Source organism: Pantoea sp. 1B4, from assembly GCF_016925765.1.
Taxonomy (GTDB): Bacteria; Pseudomonadota; Gammaproteobacteria; order Enterobacterales; family Enterobacteriaceae; genus Pantoea; species Pantoea agglomerans.
In genome coordinates this window covers 3,011,432-3,030,242 of the sequence record NZ_JAEUWZ010000001.1, presented here as the reverse complement: position 1 = coordinate 3,030,242, position 18,811 = coordinate 3,011,432, and the positions used below count along the sequence as shown (strand labels likewise).

Genomic DNA, 18,811 nt, shown 5'->3' with positions numbered 1-18,811 from the left:
CTCAGGTTTTCAACTGAATTTTAAGCGAAGATATCCCAATAAATGAAGCACATAAGAAATTTCTCCATCATCGCTCATATCGACCATGGCAAATCTACGCTCTCTGACCGCCTGATTCAGATTTGCGGCGGCCTCACCGCTCGTGAAATGGCTGCGCAGGTTCTTGACTCTATGGATCTGGAGCGCGAGCGTGGCATCACCATCAAAGCACAGAGCGTCACACTCGATTACCACGCGAAAGACGGCCAAACTTACCAGCTCAATTTCATCGATACCCCAGGCCACGTAGACTTCTCCTATGAAGTTTCCCGCTCACTGGCCGCCTGCGAAGGCGCGCTGCTGGTGGTGGATGCCGGTCAGGGTGTTGAAGCGCAGACACTGGCGAACTGCTACACCGCGATGGAGATGGATCTGGAAGTGGTGCCGGTTCTGAACAAAATTGACCTGCCCGCTGCCGATCCCGATCGCGCCGCGCAGGAAATTGAAGATATCGTCGGCATTGATGCAACTGATGCAGTGCGCTGCTCAGCCAAAACCGGCGTCGGCGTTCCGGAAGTGCTGGAACGCTTAGTGCGCGACATTCCGCCGCCAGAAGGCGATCCGGAAGCGCCGCTGCAGGCACTGATTATCGACTCCTGGTTCGATAACTACCTGGGTGTTGTTTCCCTGGTGCGCGTGAAAAACGGCACCATGCGCAAAGGCGACAAGATCAAAGTCCTGAGCACCGGTCAGGTTTATAACGCTGACCGCCTGGGTATCTTTACCCCGAAACGGGTTGATCGTAATGAGCTGAACTGTGGTGAAGTAGGCTGGCTGGTCTGCGCCATTAAAGATATTCTCGGCGCACCCGTGGGCGATACGCTGACTACCGCACGTAACCCGGCAGACAAAGCGCTGCCAGGCTTTAAAAAAGTGAAGCCGCAGGTTTACGCCGGTCTGTTCCCAATCAGCTCTGACGACTATGAAGCGTTCCGTGATGCGCTCGGTAAGCTTAGCCTGAACGACGCCTCGCTGTTCTATGAGCCAGAAAGCTCAACGGCGCTGGGCTTTGGTTTCCGCTGCGGCTTCCTCGGTCTGCTGCACATGGAGATCATCCAGGAGCGTCTGGAGCGCGAATACGATCTCGATCTGATCACTACCGCACCGACGGTGGTGTATGAAGTCGTGACCACCAGCGGCGAAATCGTTCATGTCGACAGCCCATCCAAGCTGCCGGCACTGAACAATATCGAAGAAGCTGCGTGAACCGATTGCCGAATGTCACATGCTGCTGCCGCAGGAGTATCTGGGCAACGTCATCACGCTCTGTATTGAGAAGCGTGGCGTGCAGACCAACATGGTTTACCACGGCAATCAGGTGGCACTGACTTACGAAATTCCGATGGCTGAAGTGGTACTCGACTTCTTTGACCGTCTGAAATCAACCTCGCGCGGTTATGCCTCGCTGGATTACAACTTTAAACGTTTCCAGCCTTCAGACATGGTACGCGTCGACGTACTGATTAACTCTGAGCGTGTGGATGCGCTGGCGCTGATTACCCACCGTGACAACGCGCCTTATCGCGGACGCGATCTGGTTGAGAAAATGAAAGAGCTCATCCCGCGTCAGCAGTTTGATATTGCGATTCAGGCTGCCATCGGCAACCACATTATCGCGCGTTCAACGGTGAAACAGCTGCGTAAAAACGTTCTCGCCAAGTGTTATGGCGGTGACGTCAGCCGTAAGAAGAAACTGTTGCAGAAGCAGAAAGATGGTAAGAAGCGAATGAAGCAGGTTGGTAACGTTGAGCTGCCACAGGAAGCGTTCCTCGCCATTCTGCATGTCGGTAAGGACAGCAAATAAGGATTTCCAATGGCTAATATGTTCGCCCTGATTCTGGCGATAGCGACGCTGATTACTGGCATCGTATGGGTAATTGATCGTTTTAAATGGGCACCCGCGCGTCGCGCGAAACAGGCTGAGGCTCAGGCCCAGACCGGTAACGCGCTCGACAGCAAAACGCTGGCGAAGGTCGCTGCAAAGCCAGGCTGGGTTGAAACGACCGCATCTGTGTTCCCGGTGCTGGCCGTGGTTTTCATCGTGCGTTCGTTTATCTACGAACCATTCCAGATTCCCTCTGGCTCGATGATGCCGACGCTGCTGATTGGTGACTTTATCCTGGTGGAGAAGTTTGCTTACGGCATCAAGGATCCGATCACCCAGACGACGCTGATCCCAACCGGTCAGCCGAAGCGCGGCGATATCGCGGTATTTAAATACCCGAAAGATCCGAGCCTGGATTACATTAAGCGCGTTATCGGCCTGCCGGGCGACAAAGTCATTTATGATCCTTACAGCAAAACGCTGACGGTGAAACCGACCTGCTCCGATGATAAAGCCTGTGACACAGCGTTAGCGGTAACTTACACCGACGTTGAGCCAAGCAACTTTGTTCAGACCTTTAGCGGCTTTGATGGCAACGAAACCGGCAACGGTTTTTATCAGGTGCCGCAGGGCGATACCCTGCGCGGTGGTTTGCGCCTGGGAACCCGCAAAGAGACAATCGGTAACGTGACGCATGACATTCTGCTGGTAAACGAAGCGCAGAGTCAGGCAGGCATGTATTATCAGCAGCCGGGTCAGCCGCAGGCGAGCTGGGTCGTGCCGAAAGGGCAATACTTCATGATGGGCGACAACCGTGATAACAGCGCCGACAGCCGCTACTGGGGCTTTGTCCCGGAGCGTAATCTGGTCGGTAAAGCGGTCGCTATCTGGATGAGCTTTGAGAAACAAGAAGGCCAGTGGCCAACCGGCGTGCGATTCAGTCGCATCGGTGGTATCCACTAACATTATTGTCTGATTAACAGGCAAATCGGGTGGCCTCCTCAGGGAGGCCACTGCACACCAAACGGAACGTGTTGGATTACCAGCCCCGTTTGGTATGCAGAGTCACAGACGCAACAAAGAACTGGAATCGCATGAACCCCATCCTGATTAACAAGCTTCAGCGCAAACTGGGCTACACTTTTACTCATTCGGAACTGTTACAGCAGGCCCTGACTCACCGCAGCGCCAGCAGTAAGCACAACGAACGCCTGGAATTTCTTGGCGATTCTATTCTTAGCTATGTGATTGCTAATGCCCTTTATCACCGCTTCCCGCGGGTTGATGAAGGTGACATGAGCCGCATGCGCGCCACGCTGGTACGGGGCAACACGCTGGCTGAAATGGCACGCGAATTTGATCTTGGCGAGTGCCTGCGCCTGGGACCCGGTGAGCTGAAAAGCGGCGGTTTCCGTCGTGAATCGATCCTGGCGGATACGGTGGAAGCGCTGATTGGCGGTATCTTCCTCGACAGCAGTATTGAGCGGGTAGAGCAGCTGATCCTCGACTGGTATCAGACCCGCCTCGACGAAATCAGTCCTGGCGACAAACAAAAAAGATCCGAAAACGCGCCTGCAGGAGTATCTGCAGGGACGTCATCTGCCGCTGCCAAGTTATCTGGTGGTACAGGTACGTGGCGAAGCCCACGATCAGGAATTCACCATTCACTGTCAGGTGAGTGGCATGGCCGAGCCGGTTGTCGGCGTCGGCTCCAGCCGTCGTAAAGCTGAGCAGGCAGCGGCTGAACAGGCACTGATAAAATTAGGTCTTGAATAGATCTGTCGGGATGACAGTGCCGGAACCGGCACTGAACCATTAACCTGACACTCTATCCCGGCGTCAGAAGACGCTGAATGACACATGACTCAAATAGCACTCTTTCGGCGCCGCATCAGGCGCTGAACAATTCAGGACTCGAATGAGCGAAAACGTTACTTATTGCGGCTTTGTCGCGATTGTTGGCCGACCAAACGTCGGTAAATCCACCTTACTGAACCAGTTGCTGGGGCAGAAGGTGTCGATCACCTCGCGTAAGCCGCAAACCACGCGCCACCGTATCATGGGCATTCATACCGAAGGCGAATATCAGGCGATCTACGTCGATACCCCAGGTCTGCACATGGAAGAGAAGCGCGCTATTAACCGTCTGATGAACCGCGCAGCCAGCAGTTCTATTGGCGACGTAGAACTGGTGATCTTCGTGGTTGAAGGCACCCGCTGGACGCCCGATGATGAGATGGTGTTGGGCAAACTGCGCGACAATAAAGTGCCGGTGGTGCTGGCGATCAATAAGGTCGATAACATCCAGGACAAAAGCATTCTGCTGCCGCATCTGCAGTTCCTGAGCCAGCAGATGAACTTCCTCGATATCGTACCTATTTCTGCTGAGAGCGGCAAAAACGTCGATACCATTGCGGCGATTACCCGCAAGCATCTGCCGCAGGCCGATCATCACTTCCCGGAAGATTACATAACCGACCGCTCACAGCGTTTCATGGCGTCAGAGATGATCCGTGAAAAACTGATGCGCTTCCTGGGGGCTGAACTGCCTTACTCCGTTACGGTTGAGATTGAGCGCTTCGTGACTAACGAACGTGGCGGTTATGACATTCACGGTTTGATTCTGGTTGAGCGCGAAGGGCAGAAGAAGATGGTGATTGGCAACAAAGGCGCCAAAATCAAAGTCATCGGAACAGAAGCGCGCAGAGACATGGAAGAGATGTTCGAAGCGAAAGTGCATCTCGAACTGTGGGTGAAAGTGAAATCCGGCTGGGCAGATGACGAACGTGCGCTGCGCAGCCTGGGTTATACAGACGATCTCTGATTCAATGGAAGGCTGGCAACGCGCCTTTGTGCTGCATAGTCGCCCCTTCAGCGAAACCAGTCTGCTGCTCGACCTGTTCAGCGAAAGTGAAGGGCGGGTGCGGGTTCTGGCCAAGGGCGCACGTTCGCGGCGCTCGCAGCTGAAGGGGGCGTTACAGCCTTTTACCCCGCTGCTGGTTCGCTGGAGCGGGCGCGGGGAAGTCAAAACCCTGCGCAATGCCGAAGCGGTGTCGCTGGCCTTACCGCTCAGCGGCATCACGCTCTACTGCGGTCTCTACGTCAATGAGCTGGTCTCTCGCGTATTGCAGCAGGAATTCCCTTTCTCAGAACTCTTCTTCGACTATCTCAACTGCCTTCAGGCATTAGCCTCAACGCACGGCAAGCCCGAACCGGCACTGCGACGTTTTGAACTGGCGCTGCTCGGTCACCTGGGTTATGGCGTCGATTTCCTGCACTGCGCCGGCAGCGGCGAGCCGGTCAGCGACAACATGACGTACAGCTACCGCGAAGAGCGCGGCTTTATTGCCAGCCTGGTGGTCAATCAGCGCAGCTTTACCGGCCGCGAATTGCGCGCCCTGTGCGAGCGAGAGTTTCCCGATGCCGACACTCTGCGCGCCGCGAAGCGGTTTACCCGCATCGCCCTGAAGCCCTATCTTGGTGGCAAGCCGCTGAAGAGTCAGGAGCTGTTCCGCCAGTTTATCCCGAAGAAAAAGCCTGAACAGGCAGAAGAATAGCGCGGGTCGTACCGCCTGTTTCACTTTGCGCGGTACACTCAACATCACGATGAAAAAGAAGTGAGGACGGTCATGGCTGAGTTGCTGTTAGGCGTCAATATCGATCACATTGCCACGGTGCGTAACGCCCGTGGGACAAACTATCCCGATCCGGTGCAGGCGGCGTTTATCGCCGAGCAGGCGGGCGCAGACGGCATTACCGTGCACCTGCGCGAAGATCGCCGTCACATCACTGACCGCGACGTGCGTATCCTGCGTGACACCATCCAGACGCGGATGAATCTGGAGATGGCGGTCACCGATGAAATGATCGGCATCGCCTGTGATATCCAGCCCCATTTCTGCTGCCTGGTGCCGGAAAAGCGTCAGGAAGTGACCACTGAAGGCGGGCTGGATGTGGCGGGGCAGCAGGAGAAGATGAACGCGGCCGTACGACTGCTGAGTGACGCAGGCATTCTGGTTTCGCTGTTTATCGATGCCGATCACCGTCAGATTGAAGCGGCCGTGGCCAGCGGCGCGCCTTACATCGAAATCCATACCGGCGCTTACGCCGAAGCACCAGAGGGACTGGCGCGTGACGCTGAGCTGGCGCGTATCCGCCACGCCGCGACCTTTGCCGCCAGCCTGGGACTGAAGGTCAATGCCGGTCACGGTCTGACCTACCACAACGTGCTGCCGATTGCGGCGCTGCCGGAAATGCATGAGCTGAATATCGGCCATGCGATTATTGGTCGTGCGGTGATGAGTGGCCTGCCGGATGCGGTGAAAGAGATGAAGCAACTGCTGCGTGAAGCCCGTCGCTGATGGCTATTCTGGGACTGGGTACGGACATCGTTGAGATTGAACGTATCGCCGGGGTGATAGAGCGCTCCGGCGACCGGCTGGCACGGCGGGTGCTGAGCGAAGCAGAATGGCAGCAATATCAGTCGCACAAGCAGCCGGTGCGCTTTCTCTCTAAACGCTTTGCGGTAAAAGAGGCGGCAGCAAAAGCCTTTGGCACCGGCATTCGCGGTGGTCTGGCGTTTAATCAGTTTGAAGTTTACAACGATGCGCTGGGAAAACCGGGATTACGCTTCTTTCAGCATGCCGCTGAAGTGGCAGAGAGGCTGGGCGTTAAACACGTTCACGTGACGCTGGCCGATGAGCGTCACTACGCCTGCGCCACGGTGATTATTGAAAGCTAGCCGTGCAGCAGCACGAACTTCTCCCACAGCGCATCACGTGATTCGGTGTGCTGTGGGTCAATGATGATGGTGTTGTCGATGGGGCATACCTGCTGACAGGTTGGCGTCTCATAGTGCCCGACGCATTCCGTGCAGCGGCTGACATCAATCTCATAGATCGCATCGCCCAGTGAAATGGCCTGGTTCGGGCACTCCGGTTCACACATATCGCAGTTAATGCATCTGGACGTAATCAACAGCGCCATTTTATCCACCTGATAACAACAGAAAAAGCGCGGGTATTATACGCGCTGCCGCTGATCAGACCAGCTTTTTCACCAGCGCTTCGCTGTGGCGAATATGACTGGACGCACGTTCCGGATCGTTTTGCACCAGTGCCATAAACAGCAGATCGGTCAGGGCCAGCTGCGCCGTGGTCGAGGAGATGGCCGCGCTGCGGGTACTCTGCTCTTCCGCCACCGTATAGAGACAGTAACTGGCGCTCTGCTGCAGCGTATTCGGCGTAAAACCGGTAAACGCCACCACATCGGCGCCTACCTGAACCGCCTCCTGCGCGGCCAGATTGATCTCCCGTCGTTCACCGGTGTAAGAGATGGCGAGCAGCACATCGCCGGGCCCCATCGCCTGCACGCTGGCCAGCAGGGCGTGCATATCCTGCTCTGCCACCGCATTAATGCCGATCTTCATCAGCTTCCAGGAGAAGTCCTTCGCCACCAGACCCGAAGCGCCGATGCCTACCAGTAAAATACGCCGGGCATTTTTCAGCAGCTGCAACACATCGTTGAGTTTCTCTTCGCTGTTGATATCCAGCGTGGCGCGGATCGCCGAGAGTTTCTCCGTCAGCAGCTTCTCGCCCACCATTTTAAGGGGATCGTCGCTGAGGATATGGTTATGCACGGTAATAGCATCTTTGTCCGCCAGTGACTCACTCAGAGCCAGCTTAAGCGCCGGAAAGCCTTTGTATCCCAGTTTCTGAGCAAACTTCACCACGCTCGACTGGCTGACGCCAGACTCTTCCGCCAGCTTTTGCGAACTCAGGTGGCGCGCCCGATCGGGTTGCGACAGTAAAAAATCAGCCAGCCGACGCTCGTTCAATGCCAGACGTGGATAAAGCTGGCGAATGCGCAGCAATGAACTCATGCCCAATCCTCGTAATTCAGGGATAATCTGTGAAGAATAAACTATTCATCAGGGATTGTAGTCATCTGAATTAAAAATGACAGTCATCGCCGTAGCGCCTGATGATGGCTACACTACTCTTTATCATTCCAGAATCAGCCTGAAGGAGAGTTGTTTGACCAGGGGAACACAACGTCGCGTCGTATTTTTTGACCTGGATGGCACTTTGCACCAGCAGGACATGTTCGGCACTTTTATGCGCTATCTGCTGCGTCGCCGCCCGCTTAATCTGCTGCTGGTGGTGCCGTTATTGCCGGTAGTGGGTATCGGCTTGCTGTTTAAAGGCCGGGCGGCACGCTGGCCCATGAGCCTGCTGCTCTGGTCTATTACTTTTGGTCGTTCTGAGCGGACGCTGCTGCAACTCGAAGCCGAATTTGCGCAGTGGTTCCGCCTGCGCGTTAAAGCCTTTCCGGTGGTTCAGCAGCGCCTGACCGATTACCTCGGCAGTGATGATGCTGACGTCTGGCTCATCACCGGATCGCCACAGTCTCTGGTGGAGCAGGTCTATTACGACTCCGCGTTTCTGCCACGCGTGAAGCTGATTGCCAGTCAGATGCAGCGCGGCTGGGGCGGGCGGGTACTGGCAATGCGCTGCCTCGGTCATGAGAAAGTGGCACAGCTGGAAGAGAAAATCGGCACGCCGCTACAGCTCTACAGTGGCTATAGCGACAGCAAACAGGACAACCCGCTGCTGTTTTTCTGTCAGCATCGCTGGCGCGTAACACCCGCAGGTGAGCTGCAACAGCTGGAATAAGTTTCTAAAGGATCGGTGAGACCGCTATAATGCGCCGCTTTTCTGTCGCCCGGAGTGGTCAGCATGAAACAACAAGATGAATACTGGATGCGCCATGCGCTTGACCTGGCGCGCCGGGCCTGGGAGCAGGGCGAAGTGCCGGTGGGTGCGGTGCTGGTTCAGAATGATCGGGTGATCGGTGAAGGCTGGAACCGGCCCATCGGCCAGCACGATCCGACGGCGCATGCGGAGATTATGGCGTTGCGGCAGGGCGGTAAAGTACTGGAAAATTATCGTCTGCTGGACACCACGCTCTACGTGACGCTGGAGCCGTGCGTGATGTGCGCCGGCGCCATGGTTCACAGCCGCATCAGCCGGCTGGTCTTCGGGGCGCACGATATCAAAAGTGGAGCGGCAGGATCGCTGCTCGATGTGCTGGGGCACCCCGGCATGAATCATCAGGTTGAATTACAGAGCGGCGTGCTGGCTGAAGAGTGTGCCGCTATGCTGAGCGACTTCTTCCGTATGCGTCGCGAGCAGAAAAAAGCGCTGCGGCAGGCGCAACGCCAGGATTATTAATTCATGGCGATCTTTGGTTCGACCGCCGGATAGCCTTTGGCCAGTTCGGCCTGTGCTTGTTGTGCTTCAGCCTGCTGCGCCAGGCGTTTTTCCTGCTCCTGCAGATAACCCACCAGGCTTAACTGATATTTGCGGATGTTCTCCACATAGTTATAGGCTTCATGACCACGGGCATAGCCATAAGCCGTCTGGGTGTAGTAACGCTTTTGACTCAGCATGGGCAGACGCAGCTTCACATCCGCCCAGCTATCCGGATTACCTCCCTGGCGGGCAGTGAGTTTACGGACATCCAGCATATGGGCATAGCCCATGTTATAGGCCGCCAGCGCAAACCAGATGCGCTCATCTTCCGGGATGGTCTGCGGCACCTTCGCCATCATATCCTGCAAATACTGACTGCCGCCGCGAATGCTCTGTTCGGGATCGGTCCGGTCGCCCACATCCAGGCTCTCAGCGGTGTTACGGGTCAACATCATCATGCCGCGCACGCCGGTAGGGGAGGTGGCCTGCGGGTTCCAGTGCGACTCCTGATAGGAGATTGCCGCCAGTAGTCGCCAGTCAATGCTGGTGGCGTACTTCTCAAACAGCGGTTTGATGTCAGGCAGCGTGTTGTCGATGGCGCGCAGGAAAGTGCGGGTATCGACATAATCAAAGGTGCCGACGTGGCCGAGATATTTCTCCTCCAGCCGCGCCATCGCCCCTTCTTCACCCATACCGTTAAAGAAGTCGAGCATCGCGGCATTCAGGCTGTCGTCATCGCTGTGCCGCACATACCAGGTGACCGGCTCTTCATCAGTGACGTCAAACGCCACCGCCAGCTGCGGATAGATGCGCTGCAGCAGAGCGATGGTCACGGAGTCGCCAATCGTATAGTCGAGCTTGCCGTCTGCCACCGCTTCCAGCAGGGCTTTAGGACTTTGATCGGTGGAGATCGCCCAGTCCAGATCGGGGTACTGATTTGACCGCGCGCTCTTCAGCGTTGACAGATACGCCGATCCTGACGCAACAGTCAGCCGCCCCTTTAAGTCACCGAGGTTTTTAGGGCGTGGCTTATCCACGCGATAGACCAGCTGCTGCGAAACGTTGTAGTAGCCTGGCCCGGTCTGATAGCGGGTCAGGCGTTCGCTGTTGTAGTTCAGACCCGCGGCCAGCAAATCGGCTTTGCCATCATCTAAATCGTCAAACAGATCGCTCAGGTTGGGACGTACTGTCACCTTGAGTTTGACGCCCAGATAATCGGCGAAGCGTTTTGCCAGCTCATAATCCATACCGGCCGGAGATTGGTTCACTGTGTAGTAAGTCAACGGGGAATTGATGGTACTGACGCGCAGTACTCCCCGTGATTTAATCTGTGAAATCTGGTCCTGCCCACCCCCATACCAGGGAATGGATGGCCATAGCGCTAACGCTAACAGCACGGCAACCAGACCGATAAACAGATAATTAAATTTTAGGCGTTTCAAATAGTTATCTCTCGCTGGCTCTAAGGCCTCTGTCTTTTAAAGGCAGTATTTGTCTTCTTTGAACTCCCAGAGCGAGGGGCATTTTGCGCAACAAAATCACGCTGAGCAACTTTTATAGCAGCTTTTGCGCAAAATTCAGGCAAATCCGGGTCGCCAAAAATTGTGCGCAAACGGTTTCGTCGCGAGGTCGCTTTCTCTATAATACGCCCCGTTTTCCCTGTTGCGCCCAATGAAGCGTCGCCCGGCGCCCTGACGAGAGATTTATTAATGGAAATTCTGCGTGGTTCGCCCGCCCTGTCGGCATTTCGTGTAAACAAACTGCTGACCCGCTTTCAGGACGCTCATCTGCCGGTGAGTGATATTTACGCTGAGTACATCCATTTTGCTGATGTCAGCACGCCCTTAAGCGCTGACGAACAGAGCCGTCTGCAGCGCCTGCTGAAATATGGTCCCTCTCTCGCTGAACATGCCCCACAGGGGCGTCTGTTGCTGGTGACGCCTCGTCCCGGCACCATTTCGCCCTGGTCATCCAAAGCCACGGACATTGCCCACAACTGCGGCCTGCCGCAGGTCCGTCGCCTGGAGCGCGGCCTGGCCTTTTATGTACAGGCCCCACAACTGACGGAAGCGCAGTGGCAAACGCTGGGCACACTGCTGCACGATCGGATGATGGAAACGGTCTTCGGCGATCTGGCGCAGGCTGAACAGCTGTTCGCGCATCACACGCCACAGCCGGTGAAAAGTGTCGATCTGCTGGGTGAGGGCCGTCAGGCGCTGGTTCAGGCGAATATCTCACTGGGTCTGGCGCTGGCTGACGATGAAATCGACTATCTGGTGGCGGCGTTTACCGCACTGGGCCGCAATCCCAACGACATTGAACTCTACATGTTTGCGCAGGCGAACTCTGAGCACTGTCGTCACAAGATCTTCAACGCCGACTGGATTATCGACGGCGAGAAACAGCCAAAGTCGCTGTTTAAGATGATCAAAAACACCATGGAGCAGACGCCGGACTACGTGCTCTCTGCTTACAAAGATAACGCCGCTGTGATGGAAGGCTCAGAGGTTGGCCGCTTCTTTGCTGACGCCGGAGAGAGCGAATACCGCTGGCATCAGGAAGCCGCACACATCCTGATGAAGGTGGAAACCCATAACCACCCAACGGCCATCTCGCCGTGGCCTGGTGCTGCGACCGGTTCCGGTGGTGAGATCCGTGATGAAGGCGCAACCGGAAGGGGTTCAAAGCCAAAAGCGGGCCTCGTCGGTTTCTCCGTATCGAACCTGCGTATCCCTGGCTTTGAACAGCCGTGGGAAGAGGACTTCGGCAAACCGGCCCGCATCGTCAGCGCGCTGGAAATCATGACCGATGGCCCGCTGGGCGGTGCTGCATTTAACAATGAATTTGGTCGTCCGGCTCTGAATGGTTACTTCCGTACTTATGAAGAGCAGGTCACCAGCCACAACGGCACTGAGCTCCGTGGCTACCATAAGCCGATTATGCTGGCGGGCGGCATCGGGAATATCCGTGCCGATCACGTGCAGAAAGGTGAAATCACCGTAGGCGCAAAGCTGGTGGTGCTGGGCGGTCCGGCAATGAACATCGGCCTGGGCGGCGGCGCGGCGTCATCGATGGCCTCGGGTCAGTCTGATGCCGACCTCGACTTTGCCTCGGTACAGCGTGATAACCCGGAGATGGAGCGCCGTTGTCAGGAAGTGATCGACCGCTGCTGGCAGCTGGGCGATGAGAACCCGATTCTGTTTATCCACGACGTGGGCGCTGGCGGTCTCTCCAATGCGATGCCGGAGCTGGTCAGCGATGGTGGTCGTGGCGGCCGGTTTAACCTGCGTGACATCCTGAGTGATGAGCCAGGCATGAGTCCGCTGGAGGTCTGGTGTAACGAATCACAGGAACGTTATGTGATGGCAGTGGCACCCGATCAGCTGGCGCAGTTTGAGGCAATTTGCCAGCGTGAACGCGCACCGTTCGCGGTCATTGGTGAAGCCACCGAAGAGCTGCACCTGAGCCTGGAAGATAGTCATTTCGGTAATAAGCCGATCGATATGCCACTTGATGTCCTGCTGGGCAAAACGCCGAAGATGACGCGGGATGTGGTGACGCAGCAGACGCAGGGCACTGCCCTGCAGCGTGACGGCATTACGCTGGTCGATGCGGTAAACCGCGTGCTGCATCTGCCTGCCGTGGCGGAAAAAACCTTCCTGATCACCATCGGTGACCGCAGCGTGACCGGCATGGTTGCGCGCGACCAGATGGTGGGACCGTGGCAGATCCCGGTTGCCAACTGTGCAGTGACTACCGCCAGCCTCGACAGCTATCACGGCGAAGCGTTTGCCCTGGGCGAACGTTCACCGGTTGCGCTGCTGGACTTCGCGGCCTCGGGTCGTCTGGCCGTCGGTGAAGCACTGACCAACCTGGCGGCTACCCATATTGGTTCGCTGAAGCGTGTGAAGCTTTCCGCAAACTGGATGTCCGCAGCCGGTCATCCGGGTGAAGATGCCGGTTTATATGCGGCGGTGAAAGCGGTCGGCGAAGAGCTTTGCCCGGCGCTGGGGATCACCATCCCGGTCGGTAAAGATTCGATGTCGATGAAAACACGCTGGCAGGAAGGCAGCGAACAGCGCGAAATGACCTCACCGCTGTCGCTGGTGATTACCGCTTTTGCCCGCGTCGAAGATGTCCGTCGCACCGTCACGCCACAACTGCAGGCCGATCGGGATAACCTGCTGCTGCTGATCGATCTGGGCAACGGCGCGAATACGCTGGGCGCAACGGCGCTGTCACAGGTTTATCGTCAGCTTGGCGACAAACCTGCCGACGTGCGCGATGCCGCTCAGCTGGCGGGCTTCTTCAATGCCATCCAGGCGCTGGTGGCTGAGCAGAAACTGCTGGCTTATCACGATCGCTCCGACGGTGGTCTGCTGGTGACGCTGGCCGAGATGGCGTTTGCTGGTCACTGCGGCATCGACGTTGACATCGCCTCGCTGGGTAACGATGCGCTGGCTGCCCTGTTTACCGAGGAGCTGGGCGCGGTGATTCAGATCAACGCCGCCAATCGCGCCGTGGTTGAGCAGATCCTGGCGGATCACGGCCTTGCCGACTCGACGCATCTGCTGGGCAGCGCGCAGCCGGGCGATCGCTTTGTGATCCGTTCTGGTGACAGTGCGGTCTACAGTGAAAGCCGCAACACGTTGCGTACCTGGTGGGCGGAAACCACCTGGCAGATGCAGCGTCTGCGCGACAACCCGGCGTGTGCCGATCAGGAACATGAAGCGAAGAAAAACGACAGCGATCCTGGCCTGAACGTTAATCTGACCTTTAATCCGCAGGAAGATGTTGCTGCCCCGATGATCGCCACTGGCGCACGTCCAAGGGTCGCGGTGCTGCGTGAGCAGGGCGTGAACTCCCATGTAGAGATGGCCGCCGCCTTTGATCGGGCAGGTTTCACCGCCATTGACGTTCATATGAGCGATCTGCTGGCCGGACGTCGCGGTCTGGAAGAGTTCCAGGCGCTGGTCGCCTGTGGCGGCTTCTCCTACGGCGATGTGCTGGGTGCCGGTGAGGGCTGGGCGAAATCGATTCTGTTTAATCCGCGCGTGCGTGACGAGTTCGAAACCTTCTTCCACCGTCCGCAAACCCTGGCGCTGGGCGTCTGCAACGGCTGCCAGATGATGTCTAATCTGCGTGAACTGATCCCAGGCAGCGATCTCTGGCCGCGCTTTGTGCGTAACCAGTCTGAGCGCTTTGAAGCGCGTTTCAGTCTGGTAGAAGTGGCCGCCAGTCCATCGCTGTTGCTGGACGGCATGGCCGGTTCGCATATGCCTATCGCCGTTTCGCACGGTGAAGGCTTTGTTGAAGTGCGTGATGCTTCGCATCTGGCGGCGCTGGAGTCGAAAGGGCTGGTGGCACTGCGCTTTGTCGATAACTTCGGCAAGGTGACAGAAACCTATCCGGCTAACCCGAATGGCTCACCAAACGGCATCACTGCCGTGACCAACGAAAGTGGTCGCGTCACTATCATGATGCCGCATCCGGAGCGGGTGTTCCGCACCGTCAGCAACTCCTGGCATCCGGCAGAGTGGGGCGAAGACAGCCCGTGGATGCGTATTTTCCGCAATGCGCGTAAACAGCTGGGTTAATGTAATCCGCTGAAAAGAGCAGGAGGCCAGTGTGCCTCCTGCTCTTTTTTTGTGACTCTGTTGGCAAATGGCGACAATGAGCATGTCGTACTGTCTCTTTTTGGCGACATCTATCTCATTGATTTTTAATGGGCGCCTCTCCGGCGCGATTTCATGTCGCTCAGCGGAGACAGTTTTCCCTTACTGTAATCAGATTTTGCGCAACAGTTGTCCGGTAAGCTTATTCAATCTGCTGAAAAATATAATGATTTATTTTCTGGCATGGAACTTGCTATACTCATGCAGCTGCTCATTCACCTGTTTATGATTGCCCCGCTTAGCGGAGAAGAGCTCATAAAGCCCGAATGACGCACCAAACGGAGCCTGCCGTCCAACTGACCGATAATCGCTTGCGTTATCAAACACAGGACGTAACGTTGAGTAAGGCTCCACCCATTTTTACGCGATGCATCACGCGTCGTGCCAGCGGCAGGCCATCGAGCCTGCCGTTTTCTTTTGTTCCCCTTTCTTCCGCGACACCTTTCTTCCGCTGACAGAGTCCGTTAGCATCCAGACAGCAAATCTTAAGGAAGCGGCTGCGTGAAAAAATGGCGTTTATTTCCCCGTTCTCTGCGTCAGCTGGTGCTGATGGCATTTGTACTGGTGCTGCTGCCGTTGCTGGTGCTGGCCTGGCAGGCGTGGGAAAGTCTCTCTGCGTTAAGCGAACAGGCAGCGGATACCAACCGCAATACCTTCACCGACGTTCGCAGAAGTGAGGCGATGGCGCGAACGGCGGTGGAGCTGGAGCGCAGCTATCGCCAGTACTGCGTGCTGGATGATGCCTCGCTGGCGCGCCTTTATCAGACCCAGCACACCCGCTACAGCCAGATGCTGAGTTCGCACAGCGCCAGCCTGCCCGAACTGCCCGCATTCCAGACTTTACAGGCGACGTTGCCGCTGCTGACACCATTAAAGTGCGATAACGGCAATCCGGTTACGCCTGCCGCAGAGGCGCTGGATCGTTTTTCTGCCACCAATGCGCAGATGGTGCAGGACACGCGCGAAGTGGTGTTTTCGCGCGGCCTTCAGCTGCAGCGCGAAATTGCCGATCGCGGCCAGTTTTTTGGCTGGCAGGCGCTGATTCTGTTTATCATCAGTCTGGCGTTGATGACGCTGTTTACCGGCATGATTATCGGGCCGGTCAAGCGCATTGAGCGGATGATCAACCGGCTTGGCGAAGGCCGGCAACTGGGTAACAGCGTGACATTTCGCGGCCCGCGCGAGTTACGCTCGCTGGGACAGCGCATCGTCTGGCTCAGCGAACGGCTTCAGTGGCTGGAATCGCAGCGCCATGAATTCCTGCGCCATCTTTCTCACGAACTGAAAACGCCGCTGGCCAGCCTGCGTGAAGGCACCGAACTGCTGGCGGACGAGGTAGCCGGGTCGCTGAACGCCGATCAAAAAGAGGTGGTCACTATCCTCGACGGCAGCAGCCGTCATCTGCAGCGGCTGATTGAACAGCTGCTTGATTACAACCGTAAACTGGCAGATGGCCCGATCCAGCTGGAACCGGTCAGCGTGGCGGAAATTGTGGAGGGGGTGGTGAATGCACATGCACTCTCGGCGCGCGCCAAACTCATGCAGACGGTTGTCGATCTGGAGGTCAGTCACTGCCTTGCCGAACCGATGTTACTGATGCGGGTCATCGATAATCTCTATTCGAACGCCGTGAACTACGGCAGCGAATCCGGTACCATCTGGCTGCGCAGTCAGCAGCAGGGCGATCGGGTCTGGATTGATGTCGCGAACAGCGGTACGCCGATCCCGCCGGAAGAGCAGGCAATGATTTTCGAACCTTTTTTCCAGGGTAGCCAGCAGCGCAAAGGGCCGGTAAAAGGCAGCGGGCTGGGATTGAGTATTGCCAAAGATTGCCTGCGCCGGATGCATGGCGACCTGACGCTGGTCTCCTGCGAGCAGGCTGACGTCTGTTTTCGAATTGAACTGAACACCACAGCCGGGAATGTCTGACTGATGAAATATTTACCCGCTTTGCTGTTGAGCACACTGACCACGCTGCTGCTCAGCGGATGTACGACCTCCCCGGCCACCTCATCCCTGCCGTCAGGCCATCAGGTAGCGGAACCCGAGGTCAGCGTGGCTGATTACCTGGCGACCCGCTGCAGTGACCTGTGGACGATAGAGAATAGTGCGGCACTGAGTAATTCCCTCTACTGGATGCGGGCGATCGATTGTGCTGAACGCCTTTCCCCCGCCGAGGCCCGAGCCGAAGCTCACCGCTGGCCGGTTGAGAGCTGGTCGCGCGCCTTCAAGCAGGGCGTGCTGATGTCGAACGGCAACGTGACGCCAGTGGAGCGTCGTCGTTATGTTGAAACCCTGGATCGCTACAGCGGCGATTTCCCGCAGTCTGTGCGTCCGCTGCTCCAGTTGTGGCGCAGTAATCAGGCCGCGCAGCTCGACCTGAGTGAAGCGCGCACCCGTTATGTTCATCTGCAACAGAGCAGCGATACCCAGCTGGAGGCGATACGCCAGCAGATGGTTAAACAGCAGCAGCAGCTCAGCGACACGCAGCATAAGCTGGAGCGGCTTACTGACATTGAGCGCCAGCTTTCATCACGGAAAGCCCCGGATGTTTCTGACAGCGGCCATGGCACTGCGCTGCCGCAGGATGAGGAGCAATAATGGTCAGACAAGCGGCAAAATTGCTGCTGGTGGATGACGATCCCAGCCTGCTGAAGCTGCTGGGCATGCGTCTTCGCAGCGAAGGTTATCAGGTCACCACCGCGGCCAGCGGCCCCGAAGCGTTGCGTCTGCTGCAGAAAGAAAAAATCGAGCTGGTGATCAGCGATCTGCGGATGGATGAGATGGATGGTCTGGCGCTGTTTGGCGAGATCCAGAAACGCCACACCGGTCTGCCAGTGATTATCCTGACGGCGCACGGCTCAATCCCGGACGCAGTTTCTGCCACGCAGCAGGGCGTCTTCAGCTTTCTGACTAAACCGGTGGATAAAGATGCGCTTTACAAAGCGATCGATGAAGCACTGGCTCAGCAGGCGCCAGTCAGCGATGACCGCTGGCGGGAAGCGATCGTCACCCGCAGCCCGCTGATGTTACGGCTGCTGGAGCAGGCGCATATGGTGGCGCAGTCGGACGTCAGCGTGCTGATTAACGGGCAGAGCGGTACCGGTAAAGAGATGCTGGCACAGGCGATTCACGCCGCCAGCCCGCGAAACGGCAAGCCCTTTGTCGCCATTAACTGCGGCGCACTGCCGGAGCAGTTACTGGAGTCAGAGCTGTTCGGGCATGCCAAAGGGGCCTTTACCGGCGCAGTCAGTGCCCGTGACGGTCTGTTTAAAACCGCAGGTGGCGGCACGCTGTTCCTGGATGAGATTGGCGATATGCCGCAACCGCTACAGGTTAAGTTGCTGCGGGTGTTGCAGGAGCGTAAGGTCAGGCCGCTGGGCAGCGATCATGATATTGAGATTGACGTGCGCATTATTTCAGCCACGCATCGCGATCTGCCGAAGGCGATGGAGAAAAAGGAGTTTCGCGAGGATCTCTTCTATCGTCTTAATGTGGTGAACCTGAAGATTCCGGCGCTGCATCAGCGCACTGAAGATATTCCGCTGCTGGCTAATCATCTGTTGCGTCAGGCGGCGGAACGGCATAAACCGCAGATCCGCAGTTTTTCCGTTGATGCGATGAAGCGGTTGATGGCGGCCAGCTGGCCGGGCAATGTGCGTCAGCTGGTTAACGTGATTGAGCAGTGTGTGGCGCTGAGTTCATCGCCGGTCATCAGCGATGCGCTGGTGGAGCAGGCGTTAAGCGGTGAGAACAGCGCTTTGCCGACCTTTGCTGAGGCGCGCAATCAGTTTGAGCTGAACTATCTGCGTAAGCTGTTGCAGATGACCAAAGGCAATGTGACCAATGCCGCACGTCTGGCTGGACGCAACCGCACGGAGTTCTATAAGCTGCTGTCTCGTCATGAGCTGGATGCCAGTGATTTCAAAGAGTAGCGGAGGCTGCGGAGTGATACCGGCAGGTTGCCTGCTCAGGCCCGAATCAGAATGGGTGCGGTCATCATAATCTGGCAGCGCTTG

At 56.9% G+C, this 18,811-nt stretch carries 14 protein-coding genes and 2 pseudogenes; 13 read left to right on the top strand and 3 right to left on the bottom strand.

The features are described from left to right. Nucleotides 1–42: 42 nt before the first annotated feature. From lepA to acpS, 7 genes and pseudogenes are all read left to right on the top strand, one after another. Nucleotides 43–1,843 (top strand): annotated as a pseudogene (lepA, locus tag JNO11_RS14540) (translation elongation factor 4). Between the two features lie 9 nt (nucleotides 1,844–1,852). Beyond that, nucleotides 1,853–2,827, top strand: a complete 975-nt coding sequence (gene lepB / locus JNO11_RS14535; RefSeq protein ID WP_010257658.1) for a signal peptidase I — start codon at nucleotides 1,853–1,855, stop codon at nucleotides 2,825–2,827. Nucleotides 2,828–2,958: 131 nt separating this feature from the next. Beyond that, nucleotides 2,959–3,640: pseudogene (gene rnc / locus JNO11_RS14530) on the top strand (ribonuclease III). Between the two features lie 142 nt (nucleotides 3,641–3,782). Next, on the top strand, nucleotides 3,783–4,688 hold the full coding sequence (gene era / locus JNO11_RS14525; protein WP_010257653.1) for a GTPase Era: 906 nt from the start codon (nucleotides 3,783–3,785) through the stop codon (nucleotides 4,686–4,688). Nucleotides 4,689–4,692: 4 nt separating this feature from the next. Continuing rightward, nucleotides 4,693–5,421, top strand: coding sequence for a DNA repair protein RecO (gene recO / locus JNO11_RS14520; RefSeq protein WP_010257651.1), 729 nt, complete (start codon nucleotides 4,693–4,695; stop codon nucleotides 5,419–5,421). Nucleotides 5,422–5,493: 72 nt separating this feature from the next. Beyond that, nucleotides 5,494–6,225: a pyridoxine 5'-phosphate synthase gene (gene pdxJ, locus JNO11_RS14515; protein WP_010257647.1), complete on the top strand. Its 732-nt coding sequence runs from the start codon at nucleotides 5,494–5,496 to the stop codon at nucleotides 6,223–6,225. Beyond that, nucleotides 6,225–6,605 (top strand): holo-ACP synthase, encoded by a 381-nt coding sequence (gene acpS / locus JNO11_RS14510; RefSeq protein ID WP_033758661.1) that lies wholly within the window; start codon nucleotides 6,225–6,227, stop codon nucleotides 6,603–6,605. The genes pdxJ and acpS overlap by 1 nt, the downstream gene beginning before the upstream one ends. On the opposite strand, the gene JNO11_RS14505 is transcribed toward acpS, so the two are convergent. After that, entirely contained in the window at nucleotides 6,602–6,850 is a 249-nt protein-coding gene (locus JNO11_RS14505; RefSeq protein ID WP_010671305.1) for a YfhL family 4Fe-4S dicluster ferredoxin, read from the bottom strand. The genes acpS and JNO11_RS14505 overlap by 4 nt on opposite strands. 55 nt (nucleotides 6,851–6,905) lie before the next feature. Continuing rightward, nucleotides 6,906–7,745 carry a MurR/RpiR family transcriptional regulator gene (locus JNO11_RS14500; protein WP_010257643.1) on the bottom strand — a complete coding sequence of 280 codons (840 nt, stop codon included), beginning with the start codon at nucleotides 7,743–7,745 and terminating at the stop codon, nucleotides 6,906–6,908. 154 nt (nucleotides 7,746–7,899) lie between these two features. On the opposite strand from JNO11_RS14500, the gene yfhb reads away from it, so the two are divergent. Together yfhb and tadA are read left to right on the top strand one after the other, a co-directional pair. After that, complete coding sequence (yfhb, locus tag JNO11_RS14495) at nucleotides 7,900–8,538, top strand: phosphatidylglycerophosphatase C (protein WP_010257641.1); 639 nt, start codon at nucleotides 7,900–7,902, stop codon at nucleotides 8,536–8,538. A 63-nt stretch (nucleotides 8,539–8,601) separates the two neighbouring features. After that, entirely contained in the window at nucleotides 8,602–9,096 is a 495-nt protein-coding gene (tadA, locus tag JNO11_RS14490) for a tRNA adenosine(34) deaminase TadA (RefSeq protein ID WP_124890212.1), read from the top strand. Here the strand turns inward: tadA and mltF are convergent. Next, nucleotides 9,093–10,559: a membrane-bound lytic murein transglycosylase MltF gene (gene mltF, locus JNO11_RS14485; protein WP_033758659.1), complete on the bottom strand. Its 1,467-nt coding sequence runs from the start codon at nucleotides 10,557–10,559 to the stop codon at nucleotides 9,093–9,095. The two genes, tadA and mltF, sit on opposite strands and share 4 nt — an antisense overlap. Before the next feature lie 267 nt (nucleotides 10,560–10,826). Here mltF and purL point away from each other — a divergent pair, with 267 nt between their 5' ends. From purL to glrR, 4 genes are all read left to right on the top strand, one after another. Next, nucleotides 10,827–14,714, top strand: coding sequence for a phosphoribosylformylglycinamidine synthase (purL, locus tag JNO11_RS14480; RefSeq protein ID WP_325177450.1), 3,888 nt, complete (start codon nucleotides 10,827–10,829; stop codon nucleotides 14,712–14,714). A 579-nt stretch (nucleotides 14,715–15,293) separates the two neighbouring features. Further along, nucleotides 15,294–16,721 carry a HAMP domain-containing sensor histidine kinase gene (locus JNO11_RS14475; RefSeq protein ID WP_325177449.1) on the top strand — a complete coding sequence of 476 codons (1,428 nt, stop codon included), beginning with the start codon at nucleotides 15,294–15,296 and terminating at the stop codon, nucleotides 16,719–16,721. A 3-nt stretch (nucleotides 16,722–16,724) separates the two neighbouring features. After that, nucleotides 16,725–17,393 carry a two-component system QseEF-associated lipoprotein QseG gene (gene qseG, locus JNO11_RS14470; RefSeq protein WP_325177448.1) on the top strand — a complete coding sequence of 223 codons (669 nt, stop codon included), beginning with the start codon at nucleotides 16,725–16,727 and terminating at the stop codon, nucleotides 17,391–17,393. Further along, the gene (gene glrR / locus JNO11_RS14465) at nucleotides 17,390–18,727 is read left to right on the top strand and encodes a two-component system response regulator GlrR (protein ID WP_170933482.1); all 1,338 of its coding nucleotides are present in this window, start codon (nucleotides 17,390–17,392) and stop codon (nucleotides 18,725–18,727) included. The genes qseG and glrR overlap by 4 nt, the downstream gene beginning before the upstream one ends. Nucleotides 18,728–18,811 lie beyond the last annotated feature (84 nt).